16 protein-coding genes and 1 pseudogene are annotated in these 18,057 nt (G+C 48.3%); 5 read left to right on the plus strand and 12 right to left on the minus strand.

Annotated elements, in window-relative coordinates; translation table 11 throughout:
- Positions 1-154 precede the first annotated feature (154 nt).
- A complete protein-coding gene (locus tag PKOR_RS09695; RefSeq protein WP_046310408.1) occupies positions 155-2,482 on the plus strand; it encodes a penicillin-binding protein 1A in 2,328 nt (775 codons plus the stop codon).
- An 80-nt stretch (positions 2,483-2,562) separates the two neighbouring features.
- Here PKOR_RS09695 and PKOR_RS09700 read toward each other — a convergent pair whose 3' ends face one another.
- The 3 genes from PKOR_RS09700 to PKOR_RS09710 form a co-directional block, all read right to left on the minus strand.
- On the minus strand, positions 2,563-3,477 hold the full coding sequence (locus PKOR_RS09700) for a TIGR01777 family oxidoreductase (RefSeq protein ID WP_046310409.1): 915 nt from the start codon (positions 3,475-3,477) through the stop codon (positions 2,563-2,565).
- A gap of 97 nt (positions 3,478-3,574) precedes the next feature.
- Positions 3,575-4,243, minus strand: a complete 669-nt coding sequence (gene folE, locus PKOR_RS09705; protein ID WP_046310411.1) for a GTP cyclohydrolase I FolE — start codon at positions 4,241-4,243, stop codon at positions 3,575-3,577.
- The gene (locus PKOR_RS09710) at positions 4,236-4,643 is read right to left on the minus strand and encodes a 6-pyruvoyl trahydropterin synthase family protein (RefSeq protein WP_046314328.1); all 408 of its coding nucleotides are present in this window, start codon (positions 4,641-4,643) and stop codon (positions 4,236-4,238) included. Before PKOR_RS09710 ends, folE begins: the two co-directional genes overlap by 8 nt.
- Before the next feature lie 213 nt (positions 4,644-4,856).
- On the opposite strand from PKOR_RS09710, the gene PKOR_RS09715 reads away from it, so the two are divergent.
- On the plus strand, positions 4,857-5,561 hold the full coding sequence (locus PKOR_RS09715; RefSeq protein WP_046310413.1) for a hypothetical protein: 705 nt from the start codon (positions 4,857-4,859) through the stop codon (positions 5,559-5,561).
- An 81-nt stretch (positions 5,562-5,642) separates the two neighbouring features.
- Here the strand turns inward: PKOR_RS09715 and PKOR_RS09720 are convergent, their stop codons facing one another.
- The 5 genes from PKOR_RS09720 to PKOR_RS09740 form a co-directional block, all read right to left on the minus strand.
- Positions 5,643-6,227: an inorganic diphosphatase gene (locus tag PKOR_RS09720; RefSeq protein WP_046310414.1), complete on the minus strand. Its 585-nt coding sequence runs from the start codon at positions 6,225-6,227 to the stop codon at positions 5,643-5,645.
- Positions 6,228-6,367: 140 nt separating this feature from the next.
- Positions 6,368-6,721, minus strand: a complete 354-nt coding sequence (gene rplS / locus PKOR_RS09725) for a 50S ribosomal protein L19 (RefSeq protein WP_046310415.1) — start codon at positions 6,719-6,721, stop codon at positions 6,368-6,370.
- Between the two features lie 175 nt (positions 6,722-6,896).
- Positions 6,897-7,574 (minus strand): tRNA (guanosine(37)-N1)-methyltransferase TrmD, encoded by a 678-nt coding sequence (gene trmD, locus PKOR_RS09730; RefSeq protein WP_046310417.1) that lies wholly within the window; start codon positions 7,572-7,574, stop codon positions 6,897-6,899.
- Positions 7,574-8,161 carry a ribosome maturation factor RimM gene (gene rimM / locus PKOR_RS09735; RefSeq protein ID WP_046310419.1) on the minus strand — a complete coding sequence of 196 codons (588 nt, stop codon included), beginning with the start codon at positions 8,159-8,161 and terminating at the stop codon, positions 7,574-7,576. Before rimM ends, trmD begins: the two co-directional genes overlap by 1 nt.
- An 11-nt stretch (positions 8,162-8,172) precedes the next feature.
- A complete protein-coding gene (locus PKOR_RS09740) occupies positions 8,173-8,718 on the minus strand; it encodes a 30S ribosomal protein S16 (RefSeq protein WP_046310420.1) in 546 nt (181 codons plus the stop codon).
- 200 nt (positions 8,719-8,918) lie between these two features.
- Here PKOR_RS09740 and PKOR_RS09745 point away from each other — a divergent pair.
- A pseudogene (locus PKOR_RS09745) lies at positions 8,919-10,442 on the plus strand (IS1182 family transposase); the annotation flags it as partial.
- Between the two features lie 211 nt (positions 10,443-10,653).
- On the opposite strand, the gene PKOR_RS09750 reads toward PKOR_RS09745, so the two are convergent.
- The 4 genes from PKOR_RS09750 to PKOR_RS09765 all read right to left on the minus strand — a co-directional run bounded on the left by PKOR_RS09750 (position 10,654) and on the right by PKOR_RS09765 (position 16,001).
- Entirely contained in the window at positions 10,654-11,424 is a 771-nt protein-coding gene (locus PKOR_RS09750; protein ID WP_046310422.1) for an acyl-CoA desaturase, read from the minus strand.
- 169 nt (positions 11,425-11,593) lie between these two features.
- A complete protein-coding gene (locus tag PKOR_RS09755; RefSeq protein ID WP_046310424.1) occupies positions 11,594-12,274 on the minus strand; it encodes an RluA family pseudouridine synthase in 681 nt (226 codons plus the stop codon).
- A 158-nt stretch (positions 12,275-12,432) separates the two neighbouring features.
- Positions 12,433-13,251, minus strand: a complete 819-nt coding sequence (gene panB, locus PKOR_RS09760; RefSeq protein ID WP_046314332.1) for a 3-methyl-2-oxobutanoate hydroxymethyltransferase — start codon at positions 13,249-13,251, stop codon at positions 12,433-12,435.
- A 77-nt stretch (positions 13,252-13,328) separates the two neighbouring features.
- Positions 13,329-16,001 carry a putative LPS assembly protein LptD gene (locus PKOR_RS09765; RefSeq protein WP_148561659.1) on the minus strand — a complete coding sequence of 891 codons (2,673 nt, stop codon included), beginning with the start codon at positions 15,999-16,001 and terminating at the stop codon, positions 13,329-13,331.
- 88 nt (positions 16,002-16,089) lie between these two features.
- Between PKOR_RS09765 and PKOR_RS09770 the strand changes: the two genes are divergently transcribed.
- Positions 16,090-16,872, plus strand: a complete 783-nt coding sequence (locus PKOR_RS09770; RefSeq protein ID WP_046310428.1) for an N-acetylmuramoyl-L-alanine amidase family protein — start codon at positions 16,090-16,092, stop codon at positions 16,870-16,872.
- A gap of 12 nt (positions 16,873-16,884) precedes the next feature.
- On the plus strand, positions 16,885-17,979 hold the full coding sequence (locus tag PKOR_RS09775; protein WP_071843131.1) for an MlaD family protein: 1,095 nt from the start codon (positions 16,885-16,887) through the stop codon (positions 17,977-17,979).
- The last annotated feature ends 78 nt before the right edge of the window (positions 17,980-18,057 follow it).

An 18,057-nucleotide genomic window follows, 5' to 3' on the forward strand; every position in this document is an offset into this window, starting at 1 on the left:
TAACCAGCACCCGTCAAAGTATAGCAGTGACGACGGTATTTAGAAAGTTAATACAGGGTAAATCCTTGAATGTTGTGTCCAAAAAGTATCTTTGTAGTCGTTTCGAAAGAAGTGTTAGAAGGAATTTAACGAGGGTAGCCTTTGTTTGCAAGCAATGCCGAAAGAGCAAGAGATAGTACAAGAACCCAAAACATCAGCCGCTAAGAAGGTAGTAAGCTTTGTCTGGAAAGTTTTTTTTCTGGGCCTTACTGTCCTGGTGCTGTACCTGCTGAGCGTAGAGCATAACCTGCTATATTTGTTTGGCGCCTCACCAAGCTTGGATAGGTTAGAGAACCCGCGATCCGATCAAGCCTCTGAGCTTTATACTGCGGATGGACAGCTCATCGGAAAGTACTTCCGGGAGAACCGTAGCCCAGTAAGCTATAAGAGCCTTTCGCCACAGTTGGTGCAAGCGTTGGTTGCCACAGAGGATATTCGATTTTACGAGCATGCCGGTATTGACCTGGAGGCAATCCTGTCGGCAGTGTACGGCAGTTTTAAGGGCGAAGCACGTGGTGCGAGTACAATTACCCAGCAGCTGGCCAAGAACCTGTACAAAACCCGAACCGACGACTCTAAAGGTGTGCTGGGGCATATCCCGGGGGTAAACATCGTTATCTCCAAGACCAAAGAGTGGCTGACGGCTATAAAGCTGGAGCAGCGTTACACAAAGGAGGAAATCCTAACCATGTACCTGAACACGGTGGATTTCGGCTCAAATTCCTTCGGTATCAAAGTTGCTTCGAAGACATTTTTCAATACCTCTCCTGATAGCTTAAAGACAGAGCAGGCCGCCGTGCTGGTGGGGCTGCTGAAAGCACCGACTTATTATAGCCCACGCTTTAACCCTAAGAATGCTACCCGCCGTCGTAATGTGGTGTTAGGGCAGATGGTAAAGTATGGCTATCTGCCAAAGGCTGAAGCGGACTCGCTGAGTCAACTGCCGTTGGTGTTGGACTATAGTGTAGAGAATCATTACGATGGGCCTGCCACTTATTTTAGAGGAGCCGTGGCCGATTACCTGCAGGAGTGGTGCAAGGAGAACGGGTATGACCTGTATCGCGATGGACTGAAAGTATACACTACCATAGATTCCAGAATGCAGGCCCATGCAGAGGCAGCGATGGAAGAGCAGATGCGTAAGCTGCAGCGCCGTTTTGATAACCATTGGCAGGGCAAAAATCCTTGGGTAGACGAAAAGAACAAAGAAATTCCGGGCTTTATTGAGGATGCGATCAAACGCACAGCTTACTACAGGCGCCTTAAAAAGAAGTATGGTGTTGATACTGCTGCCATCAAAAAAGAGCTGAACCGCCCACGCGAAATGAAGGTGTTTACTTGGGAGAACGATTCGCTGGAGAAGACAGTAACGATGAGCCCGCTGGACTCGCTGGCATACTACAAGCACTTCCTGCATGGTGGTATGATGACCATGGATCCTTTCACAGGCCACATCAAAGCGTGGGTAGGTGGTATCAACTACAAGTATTTTAAGTACGACCATGTAAAGCAGGCGCGCCGCCAGCCAGGTTCTACCTTTAAGCCATTTGTTTATGTGGCAGCCATAGATAACGGTTACTCGCCTTGCGATAAAATAGTGGATAAACGCATCACCATTAACTATGTGGAAAAGGGAGAGAAGAAAAGCTGGTCGCCTACCAATGCTGACTGGGAGTATACCGGTGCACCTATGACCTTACGTCGCGCCATGGGTAAGTCTGTTAACTCAGTTACGGCTCAGCTTACGGAGCGCGTTGGATGGGAAACCGTTGTACAGTATGCGCACAAGCTTGGTATAGAAAGCCCGCTAGAGTCGGTGCCATCTATTGGTCTTGGCCCGAGTGACGTGTCTGTGTTTGAGATGGTAGGAGCTTACAGCACCTTCCCGAATCATGGTTTCCATACGGAGCCTATGTTCATTACCCGTATCGAGGACCGCAACGGTAATTTGGTTCACCAGTTTACGCCAAAGCAGAAGAAAGTGCTCAGCGAGGAAACAGCTTTTCTGATGATGCACATGCTAAAAGGAGGTATGGAGGAACCAGGTGGTACTTCGCAGGCGCTTTGGGAGTACGATCTGTGGAAGGGTAATGAAATTGGAGGCAAAACGGGTACAACTTCTAACCACTCTGATGGCTGGTTTATGGGAGTTACCAACAACCTGGTTACAGGCGTGTGGGTAGGAGGCGAGGATCGCAGTATCCACTTCCGTACTTCCCAGCTAGGGGAGGGATCTAAAACTGCACTGCCTGTATTCGGGTTGTACATGGAGCGCATCTATAAGGATCAGGATTTGGGTTATACGATGGGCCGTTTTCCGGGGCCTACAGTTAAGATATCTAAGAAGTATAACTGTACCACTGTGCTGCCAAAACAAATTATGCCAGATTCTACAGCACTGGATTCTGTGCTGGAGCTACTGAATGTAGGGGACATATTGTAGAACATTATCAGTGCTCTTTAAAAAGAGAAGGGCCAGCTATACTTTAGCTGGCCCTTCTCTTTTTAAAGACTTTAAATTCTTTAATCTGCTTCTTCGTAAAAAGACTCAAGAGCGTCCTCTAAGTAATTATACTCAAAAGTAAAGCCGGTTTGCAGCACTTTATTAGCGCTTACGCGTTGGCTGGCTAATATTACCTCGCTCATCTCACCCATCATCAGGTTAATGGCAAAGGCCGGTACCTTGGGCAATACTAGCGGCTTTTTCATGGCCTCTGCAAGCTCCTTGGTAAACTCCTTATTGGTAACCGGATGTGGGGCCACAGCATTATATACTCCTTCAAAATGAGTGTCCTCTATTGCTCGTATAAACAGGCGGCAGGCGTCGTCGATATGAATCCAGGACATGTACTGCTTGCCCGAACCAAGTGGGGCACCCGCCATCAATTTTACGGGTCTGGCCAGTTGTGGAAGCGCACCACCCTTGGAACTCAGGACAATGCCCAGCCTGAAGATTACGGTGCGCAGGCCCAGCTCGCGCATCTGCCACGCTGCAGCCTCCCAGGCTTTACATACTTCAGCTAAGAAATCGTCGCCGTAGGTACTCTCTTCAGACATCAGTTGGTCGCCTGAGTCGCCGTAAATATCTTTGCCCGAAACAGAGACAAACCCTTTTACATGATGCTCAACTTGGCTTAGGCACTGATGCAGCAGGTTTATGCTATCTGTACGGCTATGCAACAGTTCCTTTTTACGCTCATCAGACCACTTTTCTGTGGCAACGCTGGCTCCAGCCAGGTTTATGATGTAATCAGCATAAGTGATGGCGCTTTCATCAATATAGCCTTCGTTAACATCCCACTTAAAAGTTTTATAGGTAGATATCTTGTCCGGATTGCGGCTGAGGTGCGCTACCTCATACCCCTGGTCTATCAGCATCTCCGACAAACGCATTCCTATCAGACCTGAACCTCCCGTAATTAGAATTTTACCTGGCATATGTTCGTGTATGTTTGCACAATAAGTTCACCTATACGCTACTTAGGTATATTTAAGTTTTCTTATATTGCTCGGGATGGTCGGGTGCCAACGTAGCCTAGTGTTTGCTGCTGCGGATGTGGCCCAGAAACTCTGCACGGTAGTTTTCCTGCTCAAACAAGCCAGAATACTCAGCCGTAATAGTGCTGCTGCTTACATCGTTCACCCCGCGGCTCATAACGCATAAGTGGTCGGCCTCAATTAGTACAGCTACGTTTTCTGTTCGCAGTGCCTGCTTGAGCGCGTCTGCTATTTGCATGGTCATACGCTCCTGCACCTGTGGGCGACGGGCGTAGTAATGCACAATTCTGTTCAATTTGGACAGCCCGATCACGTGCTCGTTCGGGATATAAGCCACATGTGCTTTACCTATGATAGGCACAAAATGATGTTCGCAAGAGGAGTAAACGGTAATATCGCGCTCCACTAACATCTTGTCGTACTTATACTTGTTCTCGAAGCGGCGCGGTATTGGCTTATTATCCGGGTGTAGGCCACTGAAGGTTTCCTTCACATACATTTTAGCAACGCGATGCGGTGTTCCCTTCAGGCTATCGTCTGTCAGGTCCAGGCCCAGCGTGTGCATAATCTCGCGGAAGTGCCCTTCAATAATCGCTATTTTCTCATCGTCAGAAAGGTCAAAGGCATCAGCACGCAATGGAGTCTCCAAAGAGCTCATCATGTGGTCGTCCATCTCTTCTTCTTTCTCCAGGTCGTGGTTATCCATTATATTCCACAAAGTTTCTTTCTGTTTCATACAGTATTACAGCTAAATCGTAGTCCGGGCTAATCCTGTCGCGAAGCTTGTTCCAGATAACCACTGCTATGTTTTCAGCAGTTGGGTTAAGTTGTTTAAAATCCTCTGTGTCCAGGTTCAGGTTCCGGTGATCGTACTTGTTTATCACCTCCTCTTTTACCAGATCGCTTAGCTTTTTCATGTCGTATACATAACCCGTTTCCGGGTCCACTGTTCCGGTCAGCTTAACGATAAGCTCATAGTTGTGGCCATGGTAGTTAGGGTTGTTACACAGGCCGAACACATCACTGTTTTGCTCATCCGTCCAGGCTGGGTTATGCAACCTGTGGGCAGCGTTAAAGTGCTCCTTTCGGCATATAGTTAGTTTCATAGTGTTCACAACGGCTACTGTAGGCTTTAGTTTGATGTCTGTTACGATCACTCCTCGACTGCGAGTGCCACAAGTTTGCAAAGTTAGTGCAGCTAGCCCTAAACCCAAACCAAATTGAGGCTAAATTAATTCGTTTTGGCTTCTCGCATTGTCCGCCTCTTTCTTTAATTTCGTGAATCAGGGTAACCTATCACAGTACAAAACAGAAGCGATATGAAAGGGTTTATACTTGCCGTATTTTTATTGGTGGCTGGAGTTTGCCAGGCGCAATCGGTACAGATAAATGAAGTGGAGCAGGATGTAAATGGAGTTAAAAGGCGCGGCCAGCAACTTTCGGTGCAGCTTGATCCTAAAACTGTTGAGCGCTCCTGGAAAGAGTACCTGGGGCAGAGGGCAGGTCGCGTGAAAGTCTCTAAAGGTGTTATGACAGTAGAGGGCGCTAAGTTAGATACAATTTCTGCTGAGCCCCTGCGAGTGCTATCTACTGTAGGCAGCGATGCAATGGGTAGTTATGTGTGGTGGAGTATAGATATGGGGACCGACTACCTAAACAAGACAGCAACGCCTAAGGAGTATGCAGCAGCAGAAAACTTCTTGCGAGGCTTTGCCTATAAGCTGTACCGCGACGATGTATTCAGGCAGATCAATGCCGCAGAAGATGTCTTACGGGCTACTAAAGAGGAGCAGGACCGCGTGGTAAAGGAGGCGAACAGCATTCAACTTAGTATTGAGCGAAACAAACAGTGCCGGAAAGAACTAGAAGAGGAGCTGGTGCGAAATGCTGAAGAACTGAAGCAACTGGAGGAAAATGTTCAACTAAATTTGCAGAAGCAGGAATTAAGCCGCCAACGCGTGCTGGAGATGGAAAAGGAAGTTGATGCGGTGCGGGCTAAATTGTTGGAAGTTAAACGCAAATAGTACTTACTGATTAAGAATAGTTAAACCAAAAAGAGACGCGGGATAAGCGTCTCTTTTTGGTTGATAAGCGTTAACTGTTGCTTACAACTTCATCCAACGCTGTATTTCCTTTTCAGCAAACTTTTCATCTCGCCAGCCAACAAACCTTGTTCCGGCTGCTTTGTTGTAGTTGGCAAACCAGATCTGCAGTATGGCTTTCGCGCCAGGATACTTTGTGCTAAAGTTCTCATAGTTGGTTGCATCCAGCTGGCGCTCACTAGGTCGGGCAGGTACGGCTACCACTATATGCCGCAGTTCACCGCCTCTCTCCAATTGCATCAGACCTACCGGAATTACCTCCATATCTGTGCCGGGCTCCTGTCGCTCTGAGAGTACCAGTACTTCCAGGCCTCTGCCGTTCTTATCAATTTCCGTGGAAGGTATAAAGCCAAAGTTGCCCGGGTAGGGGAGGAAGTTTACCTCACGCTCATGGCCTGCATCTAAATCAGGTACAAACTCCTGCTTCTCCTTATCATACACCAGCTTGTGTGTGTTGCCCGCAGGAGTTTCAACAACTGCTTGCAGCTGCTTGTTTGCAGAGTAGGTTGGCAAGCTTGTATAATCCGTTTTGCAGGCAGAAACGACGAAAGCTAGGAGCAGTAGGAGAAAGTAAGAGTAGCGTTTCATGGTGCTGGCATTCTTTAGGTTCGCGCAAATATAAGCAGTGGCCGCTGTAGGGTAAAATCAGGTGTAGGCACAAAAAAAGGAGCCGAGGTCGTCGGCTCCTTTTCACTAAAACTATGGAAAACTTATGAAAACAGGTATTCTTATCTTCTTTCCTTGATACGAGCAGCTTTACCCTGAAGACCTCTCAGGTAGTACAGTCTTGCTCTTCTTACTCTACCTCTTCTTACCAGTTCAATTTTCTCGATAGCAGGAGAAAGCACTGGGAAGATACGCTCTAAACCGATTTGGTTTGATACTTTTCTTACAGTGAACGTTTCACCGTTTGTGTTCACGTTCTTACGCTGAATCACAACGCCTTGGAATTGCTGAACACGCTCTTTGTTACCCTCACGGATTCTAACGTGTACGTTTATAGTATCACCCGCCTGAAAAGCTGGGAAAGAGGCGCGCTTGTCAGTAGATTCCTGCTCAATGAATTTAATTAGTTCGCTCATGATGGCTATGTTCTCTTAAAGTATCTTCTTCAAATTTCGGACTGCAAAGATATGTAATTATTTATTACATAAGAACATTTGCAGAAAAAAAATATAGATTTTGGTGGCCACCTCAGCAAGAAATTGCCTATAGGCCATTTAAAATTCTGTTCTACCGGTCATGCCGGTCTGTGGTTTATTCGTTGAGCAGGTCAGGGCGGCGCAGTTTGGTACGCTCTATTGCTTGCTCAAAACGCCATTGTTCTATCTTTGGCGTGTCGCCTGACATCAGGATGTCCGGCACCTTCATTCCTTTATACTCAGCCGGGCGTGTGTAAACTGGCGGTGCCAGTAAACCATCCTGAAAAGAGTCTGTAAGAGCAGAGGATTCATCGTTTAGCACCCCAGGTATTATGCGGATAATGGCATCAGCCAAAACAGCAGCACCAAGTTCACCACCTGAGAGAACATAGTCTCCGATGCTGATCTCGTGCGTTACATAATGCTGTCGCACTCGCTCATCTACACCTTTGTAGTGCCCGCAAAGTATAATCACGTTCTCCATCAGGGAGAATTGATTTACAATGCGCTGGTTCAGTGTCTGCCCGTCCGGTGTCATGTAGATAATTGCATCATACTTGCGCTCAGCCTGCAGCTCAGAAATGCACTTATCAATAGGCTCGATCATCATTACCATGCCTGCACCGCCACCGAAGGCATAGTCATCTATCTGGCCATGCTTGTTTATAGCAAATTTGCGCAGGTCGTGGATGTGAATTTCTACCAGGCCTTTTTGCTGTGCCCGCTTCAGAATTGAGTGGCTGAAAGGGCTATCCAGCAGGTCGGGCTGGCAACTGATGATGTCAAAGCGCATTACTTTTTCTCCTCCTCGGTGTCTTCGTCAAGATCGTCGGCTTCGTCGTCAGGGCTCGATGGCTGTGTATATACTTCCAGTAGGCCCTCTGGCAGGCTTACGTGCAAGAGTTTAGCCTCATGGTCGGCACGCAGGAAGATCTCGTCCATTACCGGTACCAGCATATCCTGGTCCAGGTACTCCATTACCATAAGCTGCTGTTGCGGAAGGTCGTAGAACTCTTTTACAGTTCCCAACTCCCCGTGCTGCTCATCAACCACTTGGTAGCCGATTACATCGTGGAAGTAGAACTGGCCTTCTTCCAACTCCGGCAGTTCATCCAGCGACAGGTAAAGGGAGGTGTTGCGCAGTGCTTCGGCTTGCTCGATGGTATTGATATCCTCAAACTTGATAATAAACCGGCCCTTCTGCACAGGCTCCATGGTCGTTATAAAAAAAGGAATCAGTCTTCCTTTTTGCTCAAGGAAAACTGATTCCAAATCTTCATAATCTTCGGGATAGTCTACGTCAAAAAACGCAACTACTTGCCCCTTCGTGCCATGGGTCTTGACGATATAGCCTAATAGGAAGCATTCATCAACATGCATGGCACACCGAATTATGCTTGCTCTTCAGTAGACTCGCCTTCGCCACCTTCAGCTGGAGCCTCAGTAGCCTCTTCAGCAGGAGCGTTAGCAGCAGCTTTCTCAGCTTCACGCTGACGGATAGCTTCTGCACGAGCCACATTAACTTTACGCTCAGCCTCAAGAGCAGCAGCACGCTTCGCCTCTTTCTCAGAGCCTACTTGCTGGCGCTTCGCCTCAATCTTCGCGTCTTTAGATTCTTTCCACTCGTTAAAACGCTGGTCAGCAGTTTCCTGAGAGATAGCGCCCTTGATAACACCTACTTGTAGGTGCTTCTTGTACAGGATGCCTCTGTAAGAAAGCATTGCTTTTACGGTGTCAGTTGGCTGTGCACCGTTCATTACCCACTGGAACGCCTTGTCTTCGTTGAAGTCGATGAAGGCTGGAACAGTGTTCGGGTTGTAAGTACCCAATTTCTCGATAAATTTACCATCACGTGGTGCTCGAGCGTCAGCTACTACGATATCGTAGATAGCGGCTTTCTTGCGGCCTCTGCGGGCCAGTCTGATTTTTACTGCCATTTTATAATGTGTTTTTTCAGTCGGCGGAACCCGTCCGCCAGTTTAGAACCGCAAAACTAGGCAAATAATTTCGTATTGTCTACAGTCTTTATGTAAATATTAAGCAGTTGGCATTCAGGACAAAGTATGGTCACAAAAAGGGGCTGTCCAAAAAGGGCAGTCCCTTTTTCATTTCTTGGCCTTTTGCTATTTTAGTAGGCATGAAAAGGCGCAGCGTTGTTTTCAAGGCGCAGCCGGGCCACCAGGTGGTCCTGTTCCCCCAAAGCATCGGAGACCGCATCCCGGAAGGCCACCCGGTGCGGCTCGTGGACCGGGTGGTCGATGAGCTCAACATCGACCGCATCATAGCCACCTATAAAGGCGGGGGCACGAGCAGCTACCACCCACGGATGCTCTTGAAAGTGCTCTTCTACGCTTACCTGAACAACATCTATTCCTGCCGCCGCATTGCCCGGGCCTTGGAAGAGAACATCCACTTCATGTGGCTCTCGGGCGGCAGCACCCCCGACTTCCGCACCATCAACCACTTCAGGAGCCGTCGCCTCAAAAACCGGGTCCAGGAGCTCTTCGCCCAGGTGGTGCGCCTGCTGCACCGGTTGGAGTATGTGAGCCTCGAGACCCAGTACGTGGACGGCACCAAGATAGAGGCAGCCGCCAATCGCTATACTTTCGTGTGGCGGGGCTCAGTGGAGAAGAACAAAGAAAAGCTGGAGCGGAAGATCCGCAGCGTGCTCTGTGACATCGGCCAGGCCATCAAAGAAGACAGGAAAGCGCCCCAGGAGCGGCTGCCCGAGAAGGTGGACGCCCACCGGCTCAAAGAGGAGATTCAAAAGCTCAACGAGCACGTGGCTGAGCTGGACAAGAAAGCCCGCAAGCAGGTGGCCAAACTGGAAAAAGAGCACCTGCCGCGACTACAAAAATACGAGGAGCAGTTAGAGAAGCTCGGTGACAGGAACAGCTATAGCAAAACAGACGAGGACGCCACCTTCATGCGGATGAAAGAAGACCACATGAAGAACGGGCAGCTGAAGCCGGCCTACAACGTGCAGATCAGCTCGGAGAACCAGCTGATCACCAACTTCTCTTTGCACCAGCGGCCGGGCGACACGGCCACCCTGATTGCCCACCTACAGCAGTTCCAGGAGCATTACCAGCAGCAGTCAAAAGAAGTGGTGGCCGACGCCGGCTACGGCTCGGAGCAGAACTACGCCTGGCTCGAGGATAAGCAGATCCAGGCCTATGTCAAGTACAACTACTTCCATCAAGAGCAGAAGCGCAAGTTCCGAAATGACATCTTCCATCCGCTTAACCTGTACTATAACCAGCAGGAGGACTTCTTCGTCTGCCCCATGGGCCAGCGGCTGGAGCAGGTGGGCCAGTACGAGCGTACATCTGACTTGGGTTATGTCTCGCAGGTGAGCCGCTACCAGGCCCGCCGGTGCGAGAGTTGCCCCTTAAGAGGGCAGTGCTTCAGGGGCAAGGGCAACAGAGTCATCGAGGTCAACCACCGGCTCCAGCGCCTGAAGGCAAAGGCCCGGGAGCTACTGTTGAGCGAGGAGGGGGTGCGCCACCGCAAGCAAAGGGCCATTGAGCCCGAGGCCGTGTTTGGGCAGGTCAAGAGCAACAACCGCTTCACCCGCTTTAGGTTGCGCACGCTGGCCAAAGCCGAGGTGGACTTTGGCCTGGCCGCTGTGGCCCATAACCTGCGCAAAGTAGCCCGAAAGGGAGTAAAAGCCTTCGAAGAGGCGCTGGAAAGGGCCGCCTCCGGCCTCTCTGGCGCGCTGAAACAGCCGACCGCGGCTCATGCTTGCTTGCTGGACCACTTTTCCGCCTTTTTCAGCCCGAGACGAGCCGTTCTCTACATGGCCGCCTGAAAAACAACAGCAGCCAGATAAACGCAAAGAGGGTGCCCTTTCAGGACACCCCCTTTTATGATTAGGCATTTGCTTTAACTCTTGGTGCTTTAGCAGCTTTCACCTTCACAGGCTTCAGCTTAATAATGCTTAGCTTATCCAGCGTCCAGATAACTGGCCAGGTTGGGTCTACTTCCCACCACTTAACACCGAAGTTAACACGGTTTGGTAGCTTGTGGTGGTTATTCTGGAACAGTTCTCCGCCTGTCAGAAAGTCAAAGAAAAGAGAGTTTCTTGACTTATCATTGTTGTCGAAGTTCTGATAGCCATATTTGTGGCCGCTCCAGTTTACAATAGCACCGTGTACTGGTCCCATCAGGAAGTGGATCGGCAGCAACAGGAACATCCACCACTGGGTGGCAAAAGCGATGTAAAACAGCACGTAAGCCACACCCCAGCCAATGCGGGAGAAATATGAATCACCGACTCTTTCCAGTGCAGGCCATACAGGGTAGTCCCCTTCGAAACGGCGCTCCGGCTCTATACGGTTATTAAGTACATTGTTATAGATTTCTTTGGTCTTCCACATCATCGTGAAAGCATTATTAGAAAAGTGCGGCGAGTGCGGGTCACGCTCTGTATCAGAGAATGCGTGGTGCATGCGGTGCAAAATTGCGTATGCGCGTGGCGATAGGAAAGAGGAGCCTTGTGCAATGTATGTTAGCAGGTAAAATGCTTTTTCCCAGAACGGGTTCATAGTGAACATTTTGTGGGCTGCATAGCGGTGCAAGTAGAACGTCTGTACAAACAGCGACAGGTACCAGTGCACCACGAAAAAGATTAGAATGGCCATCAATGTATCGGATAAAGTATGATTTGGATTAGTTGTGCGGCAGTGTGATTGCTATAACCATGCCACGCATATTGCAAAGCTACAACACGAATTCAAAAGTAAAATAGTATACCACATGTAAAAGTTCAGAAAATGATAAAAATCACTTTCCGGAGTTACTGGTTTCTACCTACTTCAGCTGCCTGAAAAGTGCCCAAACCGGAGTATCCGGAGGGGGAGCACTTACCGTAACTGGTGTCTTAAGGGTAGGGTGGCTAAACTGTAGGCGGCGGGCATGTAGGGCTATACTTTTATCGGGTAAGGGTTGTGCTGCACCGTACTTTAAGTCACCGAGGATAGGGCAGCGCATAGAAGAGAGTTGTACCCGGATCTGGTGGGGCCTGCCTGTGATAGGGTTGACTTCTAAAAGATATTTACCCTGCTGAGTGCTCAGTAATTTATAGTTTAACTCTGATCTTGCCCCAGCCTGGTTTTCTTTGGCAAAGGCTTTGGTAATGTTGCGGGAGCTGTCTTTTACCAGCCAGTGTACCAGGTTTCCCTGTTCCTGCTTCGGACGGTTTTGTACCACCGCCCAATAAGTTTTTTCTGTTTTCTTGCTGCGGAACAGCTCGTTCAGGCGGGTTAAAGCCTTAGATGTTTTAGCCAGCAGCACTACACCGCTAACTGGCCTATCGAGGCGATGCACGACACCCACAAATACATTGCCGGGCTTATTATACTTCTGCCTGATGTACTCCTTAGCCAGGTCAGCCAGCGTTATATCCCCGGTTTCATCGCCATGCACCAACAGACCTGCCGGTTTGTTTACCACCAGCACATGGTTATCCTCAAAAAGCACGTCTAAGGCCATAGGCTTTAGTTAAAAGTTAAGAGTTATGAGTTAAAAGTTAATTTGTTATAAACAGGAGCCCCATAAAAAGAGCTGCATCTTTCAATAAGCGTACGCGAGCGCTATGCATAAGCACACTGGCTCACTTTTAACTTTTAACTCATAACTCTAAACTCAGATTAGTATGCTTCCTGTTCGTTTGGAAAATCTTTATTCTTGACGTCGTGCACGTAGTTCTGAACAGCCTCTGTCATAACGCTGTGCAGATCGGCATAGCGGCGCAGAAAGCGTGGCTTAAACTCTTTGTTGATACCCAGCATGTCGTGCACTACCAGTACCTGGCCATCTACATGTGGGCCAGCGCCTATGCCAATAATCGGTATAGTTAGTTTTTCGGCTACACGCCTTGCAAGCTCAGATGGTATCTTCTCCAGTACAATAGAAAAACAGCCTAGCTCCTGCAGCAGCAGTGCGTCATCGATCAGTTTCTGAGCCTCGGCTTCTTCCTTAGCGCGTACAGAGTAGGTGCCAAATTTATAGATGGACTGAGGTGTAAGGCCCAAATGACCCATTACAGGTACACCTGCGCTAAGTATGCGTGTAATAGATTCCTTTATCTCAGCGCCACCCTCCAGCTTGATGCCATGCGCGCCAGATTCTTTCATGATGCGTATAGTGGAGCGCAGGGCCTCTGAGGAATTACCTTGATAAGAGCCAAATGGGAGGTCTACCACCACAAAGGCCCTTTTTACACCTCTCACTACAGAAGAGGCGTGGTAGATCATCTGGTCCAGCGTAATTGGTAGCGTTGTTTCATGGCCAGCCATCACATTAGAGGCTGAGTCCCCAACAAGCAGCACATCTACTCCTGCGGCATCCAGTATAGTTGCCATAGAGTAATCGTAAGCTGTAAGCATGGATATTTTCTCGCCACGCTCCTTCATGTTCTGAAGTTGGTGCGTGGTGATTCGCTTTATATCATTTTTATGTACAGACATAGCTAGCAATGGTTTTGGTTGTAAAGCTATAAAATCTAAAAACAAAAACAGCCACATTTTGATGTGGCTGTTTGCTCTCAATAAGTATAACCAGTGTTGCTTCGCTTGGTAAGTTTCAGGTCCTGCAGCAGTGCTGAACGTGCGTTAATAGTGAGGTTGTAACCTCGTAACTGTCCAAATGGTACCCAGCCAATGCTCATGTCCCAGCAGTGCAAGTCGCGGTAGATCTGCAAGTTTGCATAGGAGATGTTCTGGTTTGAAATGTCATAGGTAGCATTGTAAGTTACCTTCCACTTGTCTGTGATGTTAAGTGAACCGTCTAAGCCTACTGTCTGGATAAGGTTATTTTGACCATTCAGGCCAAAGGTCCGGTTGTAGTTCATAGAGTAGTTCAGGTTCAGCGTCCACGGAATTTTAAAGTCCACGTACTGCGGCAGCAGTGGGTCAAAAGGTTCCCGCTCCAGCGACGGCAGGTTGTCAGGCGTGGTTGTCTCCGTTCTGAAGGCTTCCGGGTTCAGGCTGGCAGTCAGGTTCAGACCTGCGTTCGTTATTCTGCCGAGCTTTAGTTTTGTGATGTCAAAGTAGTACTCATCTATCGTTGTTCCATTGATGTCTCTCTCGTAAGGATCCACTGTGGAATTGAAGTTCATGTTAATAAACTTGAAGAGCTTTGTGTTCAGGGATATTCTAAATACGGAGAGCCTTAAAGAGTCGCGGGCAAAATCGTAGCCGGAAGAAATACGGAGGTTATCGATGATGCTGATCTTCTCCGATTTAGCCCCAGCTGTATCGCTTTTGGCCTTTACCTTCATCTCAATGCTGTTATCAATACTGAAGTTAAGCGCTGAACTGAGACCTGTTGCTGGTGCACCTGTTCTAAAACGGGCCAGGTCTTGGTAAAGAGCACGGTTTGTAGTAGGATCAGCTCCTGTAAGCGTACGTTGATAAAAGCCGAAGCGCTCATCACCGAAGTCAGGGCGATAGTTGTAGCTGATGCTTGGCCTTACTAAGTGGCGTATGGCTTCTACCTTTTTACCTGGTTTGAAATTAACAGTACCATAAATTGTGGTGCTCAGGTTTGCTCCTGCACTGTACTGATACACACGCCCAAAGTTTGTCGTGTCTACGTCCACTCGTTGTGAGTCGGGGTCAAAGCGGTAGCTATATTTCTCATCCAGCCAAGTCTCATTGTAGTTAACACTAGGGCTGAAGTTGAAGAAACGCATAATCTTATAATTACCAAGGCCAATGCCAAAGGTATGTATCGCTGACTTCTGTCCATTCTCCCACAGGCGCTGCAGGTTGTTAAAGTTGATAGGAACTGTGTCGGCAGGGGCGGACTCCAGTACCGGAATATCAGAGCGCGTGCGTGCAGGCTGAACGTTGGAGACCGTGTTAGATGCTCTTACATTGTAAGTCAGGGTAAACTTCTCGTACCACTTGTTGGTAGCAGGCGCATCGGTTAACAGCTCCGACAGTGATACCTGCGACATGCTGAAGTTAAGGTCTGGTAGCACGAAATTCATAGTACCGGTCTGCGTACTTTGTCCCTGGCTGGCCTTTATCGTGTAGCTGAAAGGCGAGTTCGGTATCGTCTTTTGGTAAGAGATATGGGAGTTAAATGTAGGTGACAGGTACTGTGCTGAACCGTTATAGTTAACGCGTTGGTGTAGTTGACTACCAGCGTTTACACTGGCGCTAAAAGAGCCTCGACCTGGTTTGGTAACAGGGCTATGGTTCCAGTTAATCCAGAAAGTTTGCTGCGACGGCGGCAATTGGCTAAGCGCATTGTCTGTAGTTCTGGAGCTTTCTACATCCGCCTCGTCATTCTTAAAGTTGTCATAGGTAAAGCGGAAGTTACCTCTGTAGGAATAGCGCTTTACATAATCGGTGCTTGCCTCCACGTTCCAACCACCTAGAGAGTAGATATCTCCCGTCACGCGGGTACCCATGTAATCGTTCCAGGCAAAGTAGTAGCCACCGTTGTTCAGGAAGAAACCTCTTGAGTTTTCACCGTAACTAGGCACAATTACCCCAGAGGCCCGTTTGGTTTTAGGAGTAGGGAAAAGGCCAAAAAGGAAGCCCAGCGGTGTTGGAATATCACCGATAACCAAGTTAAATGGCCCCGCCATCACCTTATCGTTAGGGATAGCCTTTATCTTGCCGGCGCTAATGTAGAAGTGCGGGTGCTCCAGGTTACAGGTTGTATACTTGTTATGGAGGCCGTAGAATTCGTTGTTTTCGTTACGTTTTACCACCTCCGAGTGTATATAACCTTCGCCTTGCTGCGTTACTACTTCAGAAATGCGGCCTCGCCTTGTTTTGTAGTTGTAAGCAATACGCTTAGCGGCATAAGTTTCGGCACCTTGTGTAAAAACTGGTGTGCCTACCTCTTTGCCTGTTGAGTCGGGAAGGGTAGTGGCGGTAAGTGTATTGGTTTCGTAGTTGATTTGGATATATGCCGCCTCCAGGTTCATGTCGCCGTAGTTGATCTTGGCATCTCCGTAAAGATGCACCACTTTACGGTCGACCTCAAACTGCATGGAGTCTTTGGCAGAATATTTGATAGTGGTTGCGATGTCGCCTTTTGGAGCTGCAACGTTAAGCGAGTCCTGACCTACCACAACCGATGTATCTTGTGCTGCTACGGTGGGAGTGTCTTGTCGTACTACAGCGGGAGCAGGCACTCCCTGAGCATGAGCCGTCGGGGAGGAAAAAATGGCGAACTGCAACAGCAGTAAAAAATTCAAAATGTAGTAGCGCAACTTCTTCAGAGTTCCCTAAAAGTTTACTTAATTTGTACAAAGTTATTGTTTTAGCTTTTAACTAACGAGCGTTGTGAAAAATATTGTTACTGTTTCTGTTCTGGCTTTTGTTTTTTTACTCTGCTCCTCCAACACACTTGAATTTAAGAAAGAGTACAAGTTACGGACCGTGGTGATTGATGCCGGCCACGGCGGGAAGGATGTGGGGTGTAATGGTAAGTTTTCTCATGAGGCAGATGTCGCCTTAAATATTGCCAAGCAGGTAGGCGGGCTCATAGAGAAAAACGTGCCTGGTGTTAAGGTTGTCTATACTCGCACAGAGGATAAATTTGTGGAGCTGATAGACCGTGCTGGCATAGCAAACAAAAATAACGCTGACCTCTTCATCTCAATTCACCTCAATTCTGGTCCGGCCACCGCATACGGTACCGAGACCTATACTATGGGACTGCACACCTCCAACGGTAACCTGGAGGTTGCCAAGCGCGAGAATTCAGTAATCCTGCACGAGGATAATTATGAGGCGAATTACAATGGCTTCGATCCAAACTCCCCGCAGAGCCACATTTTGTTTGCGCTGCACCAGAGCGCTTACCTAGACAACAGTCTTCGCTTTGCTGAAAAAGTAGAGCGTGAGTTCAGTACCAAAGCTGGCCGCAAGAGCCGTGGGGTAAAGCAGGCAGGTTTCCTCGTGCTATGGAAGTCTTACATGCCGAGTGTGCTTATTGAGTGCGGTTTTTTGACCAATCCTACCGAAGAAAAATTTCTTAACGATAAAACCGGGCAATCGTATATTGCATCAGGTATATACAGGGCCTTCAAAGAGTATAAACAAGAGTTGGAGGCTATGAACTAAGCATACTCCTACGTGAAGATATCTAAGGAAACCAAAGTTGCTCTACTCGGCATTGTAGCGCTAGTCATACTCTATTTCGGATTCATGTTCCTGAAAGGGTCGGATCTTTTCTCCGATTCGCGCAAATACTATGTCGTTTATGAAAATGTAGATGGCCTTGCTGTTTCCAACCCCGTAATCTTAAATGGTGTGCAGGTGGGTACCGTGCAGAACCTGCGGCTCATGACCGAGAATAAGAACAGGATACAGGTAGAGCTAGAGGTGCTGGAAGACTTATCTGTAGGTGACTCTACAATAGCGGCACTTGGTAACTCGGACCTGCTAGGCAGCAAAGCTATTACCCTCTATCTCGGAAACAGCACCAAAATGTACAATGGTGGTGAAACGCTCATCCCGTTCATGCAAAGCAGCATCACCGAGATGATTTCTACCAAAACGGTGCCTATCATTGATAAAGTAGATACTACGCTTGCGCGTGTTAACCGCCTATTAGATTCGGAAACACAAGGAAGTTTTCATGATATACTGGAAAACACGAAGGCCACTACTGCAGCTGTAAACGAAATTCTGCGATCAAACCAGGAGAACATACAGGCTATAACGCAGAATGTTAACGAACTAACGAGTTCTCTCCGCCAGACCCAGCGGCACATAAACCGCCTTGCCATGAACATGGCTGAAATAACCGATACTTTGAAGCAGGCTGAAATTACAAAGCTGGTGCGCAACGCCAACGATGCCGTGATGGAGCTAGAGTCGGTAGCTACAAAGCTTAACTCTAACCAGGGTTCTATTGGTAAGCTGATGAACGACGAGCAGTTGTACGAGAACCTGAACCGTTCTTCCGTGGCACTAGACCTGTTGCTGCGCGACATTCAAGCGTACCCAAAACGCTATGTGAGCTTTTCTGTGTTTGGTCGCAAAGACAAGTATAAAGTAGACGAAACGGGTCGTGTTATCACCCTTGAGGAGGTGAAGGAGCTGCAAGATCAGTATCCGGGCGATTTCCGCACAGTGCCGGATACCGTTTATGTGCCTGTGCGAAAAACAGTGGAGGGCGCCTCTGCACAGCCAGCGCAAAAGGACAGCGTAAAAACTAACCGATAGGTATTTGATGTAAAGTGATACATATGTAAAATCCGCTCTTCCAAGCGGATTTTCGCGTTTTATACTCTCACCCTAAAA

The sequence above is a fragment of the Pontibacter korlensis genome (assembly GCF_000973725.1).
Taxonomy (GTDB): Bacteria; Bacteroidota; Bacteroidia; order Cytophagales; family Hymenobacteraceae; genus Pontibacter; species Pontibacter korlensis.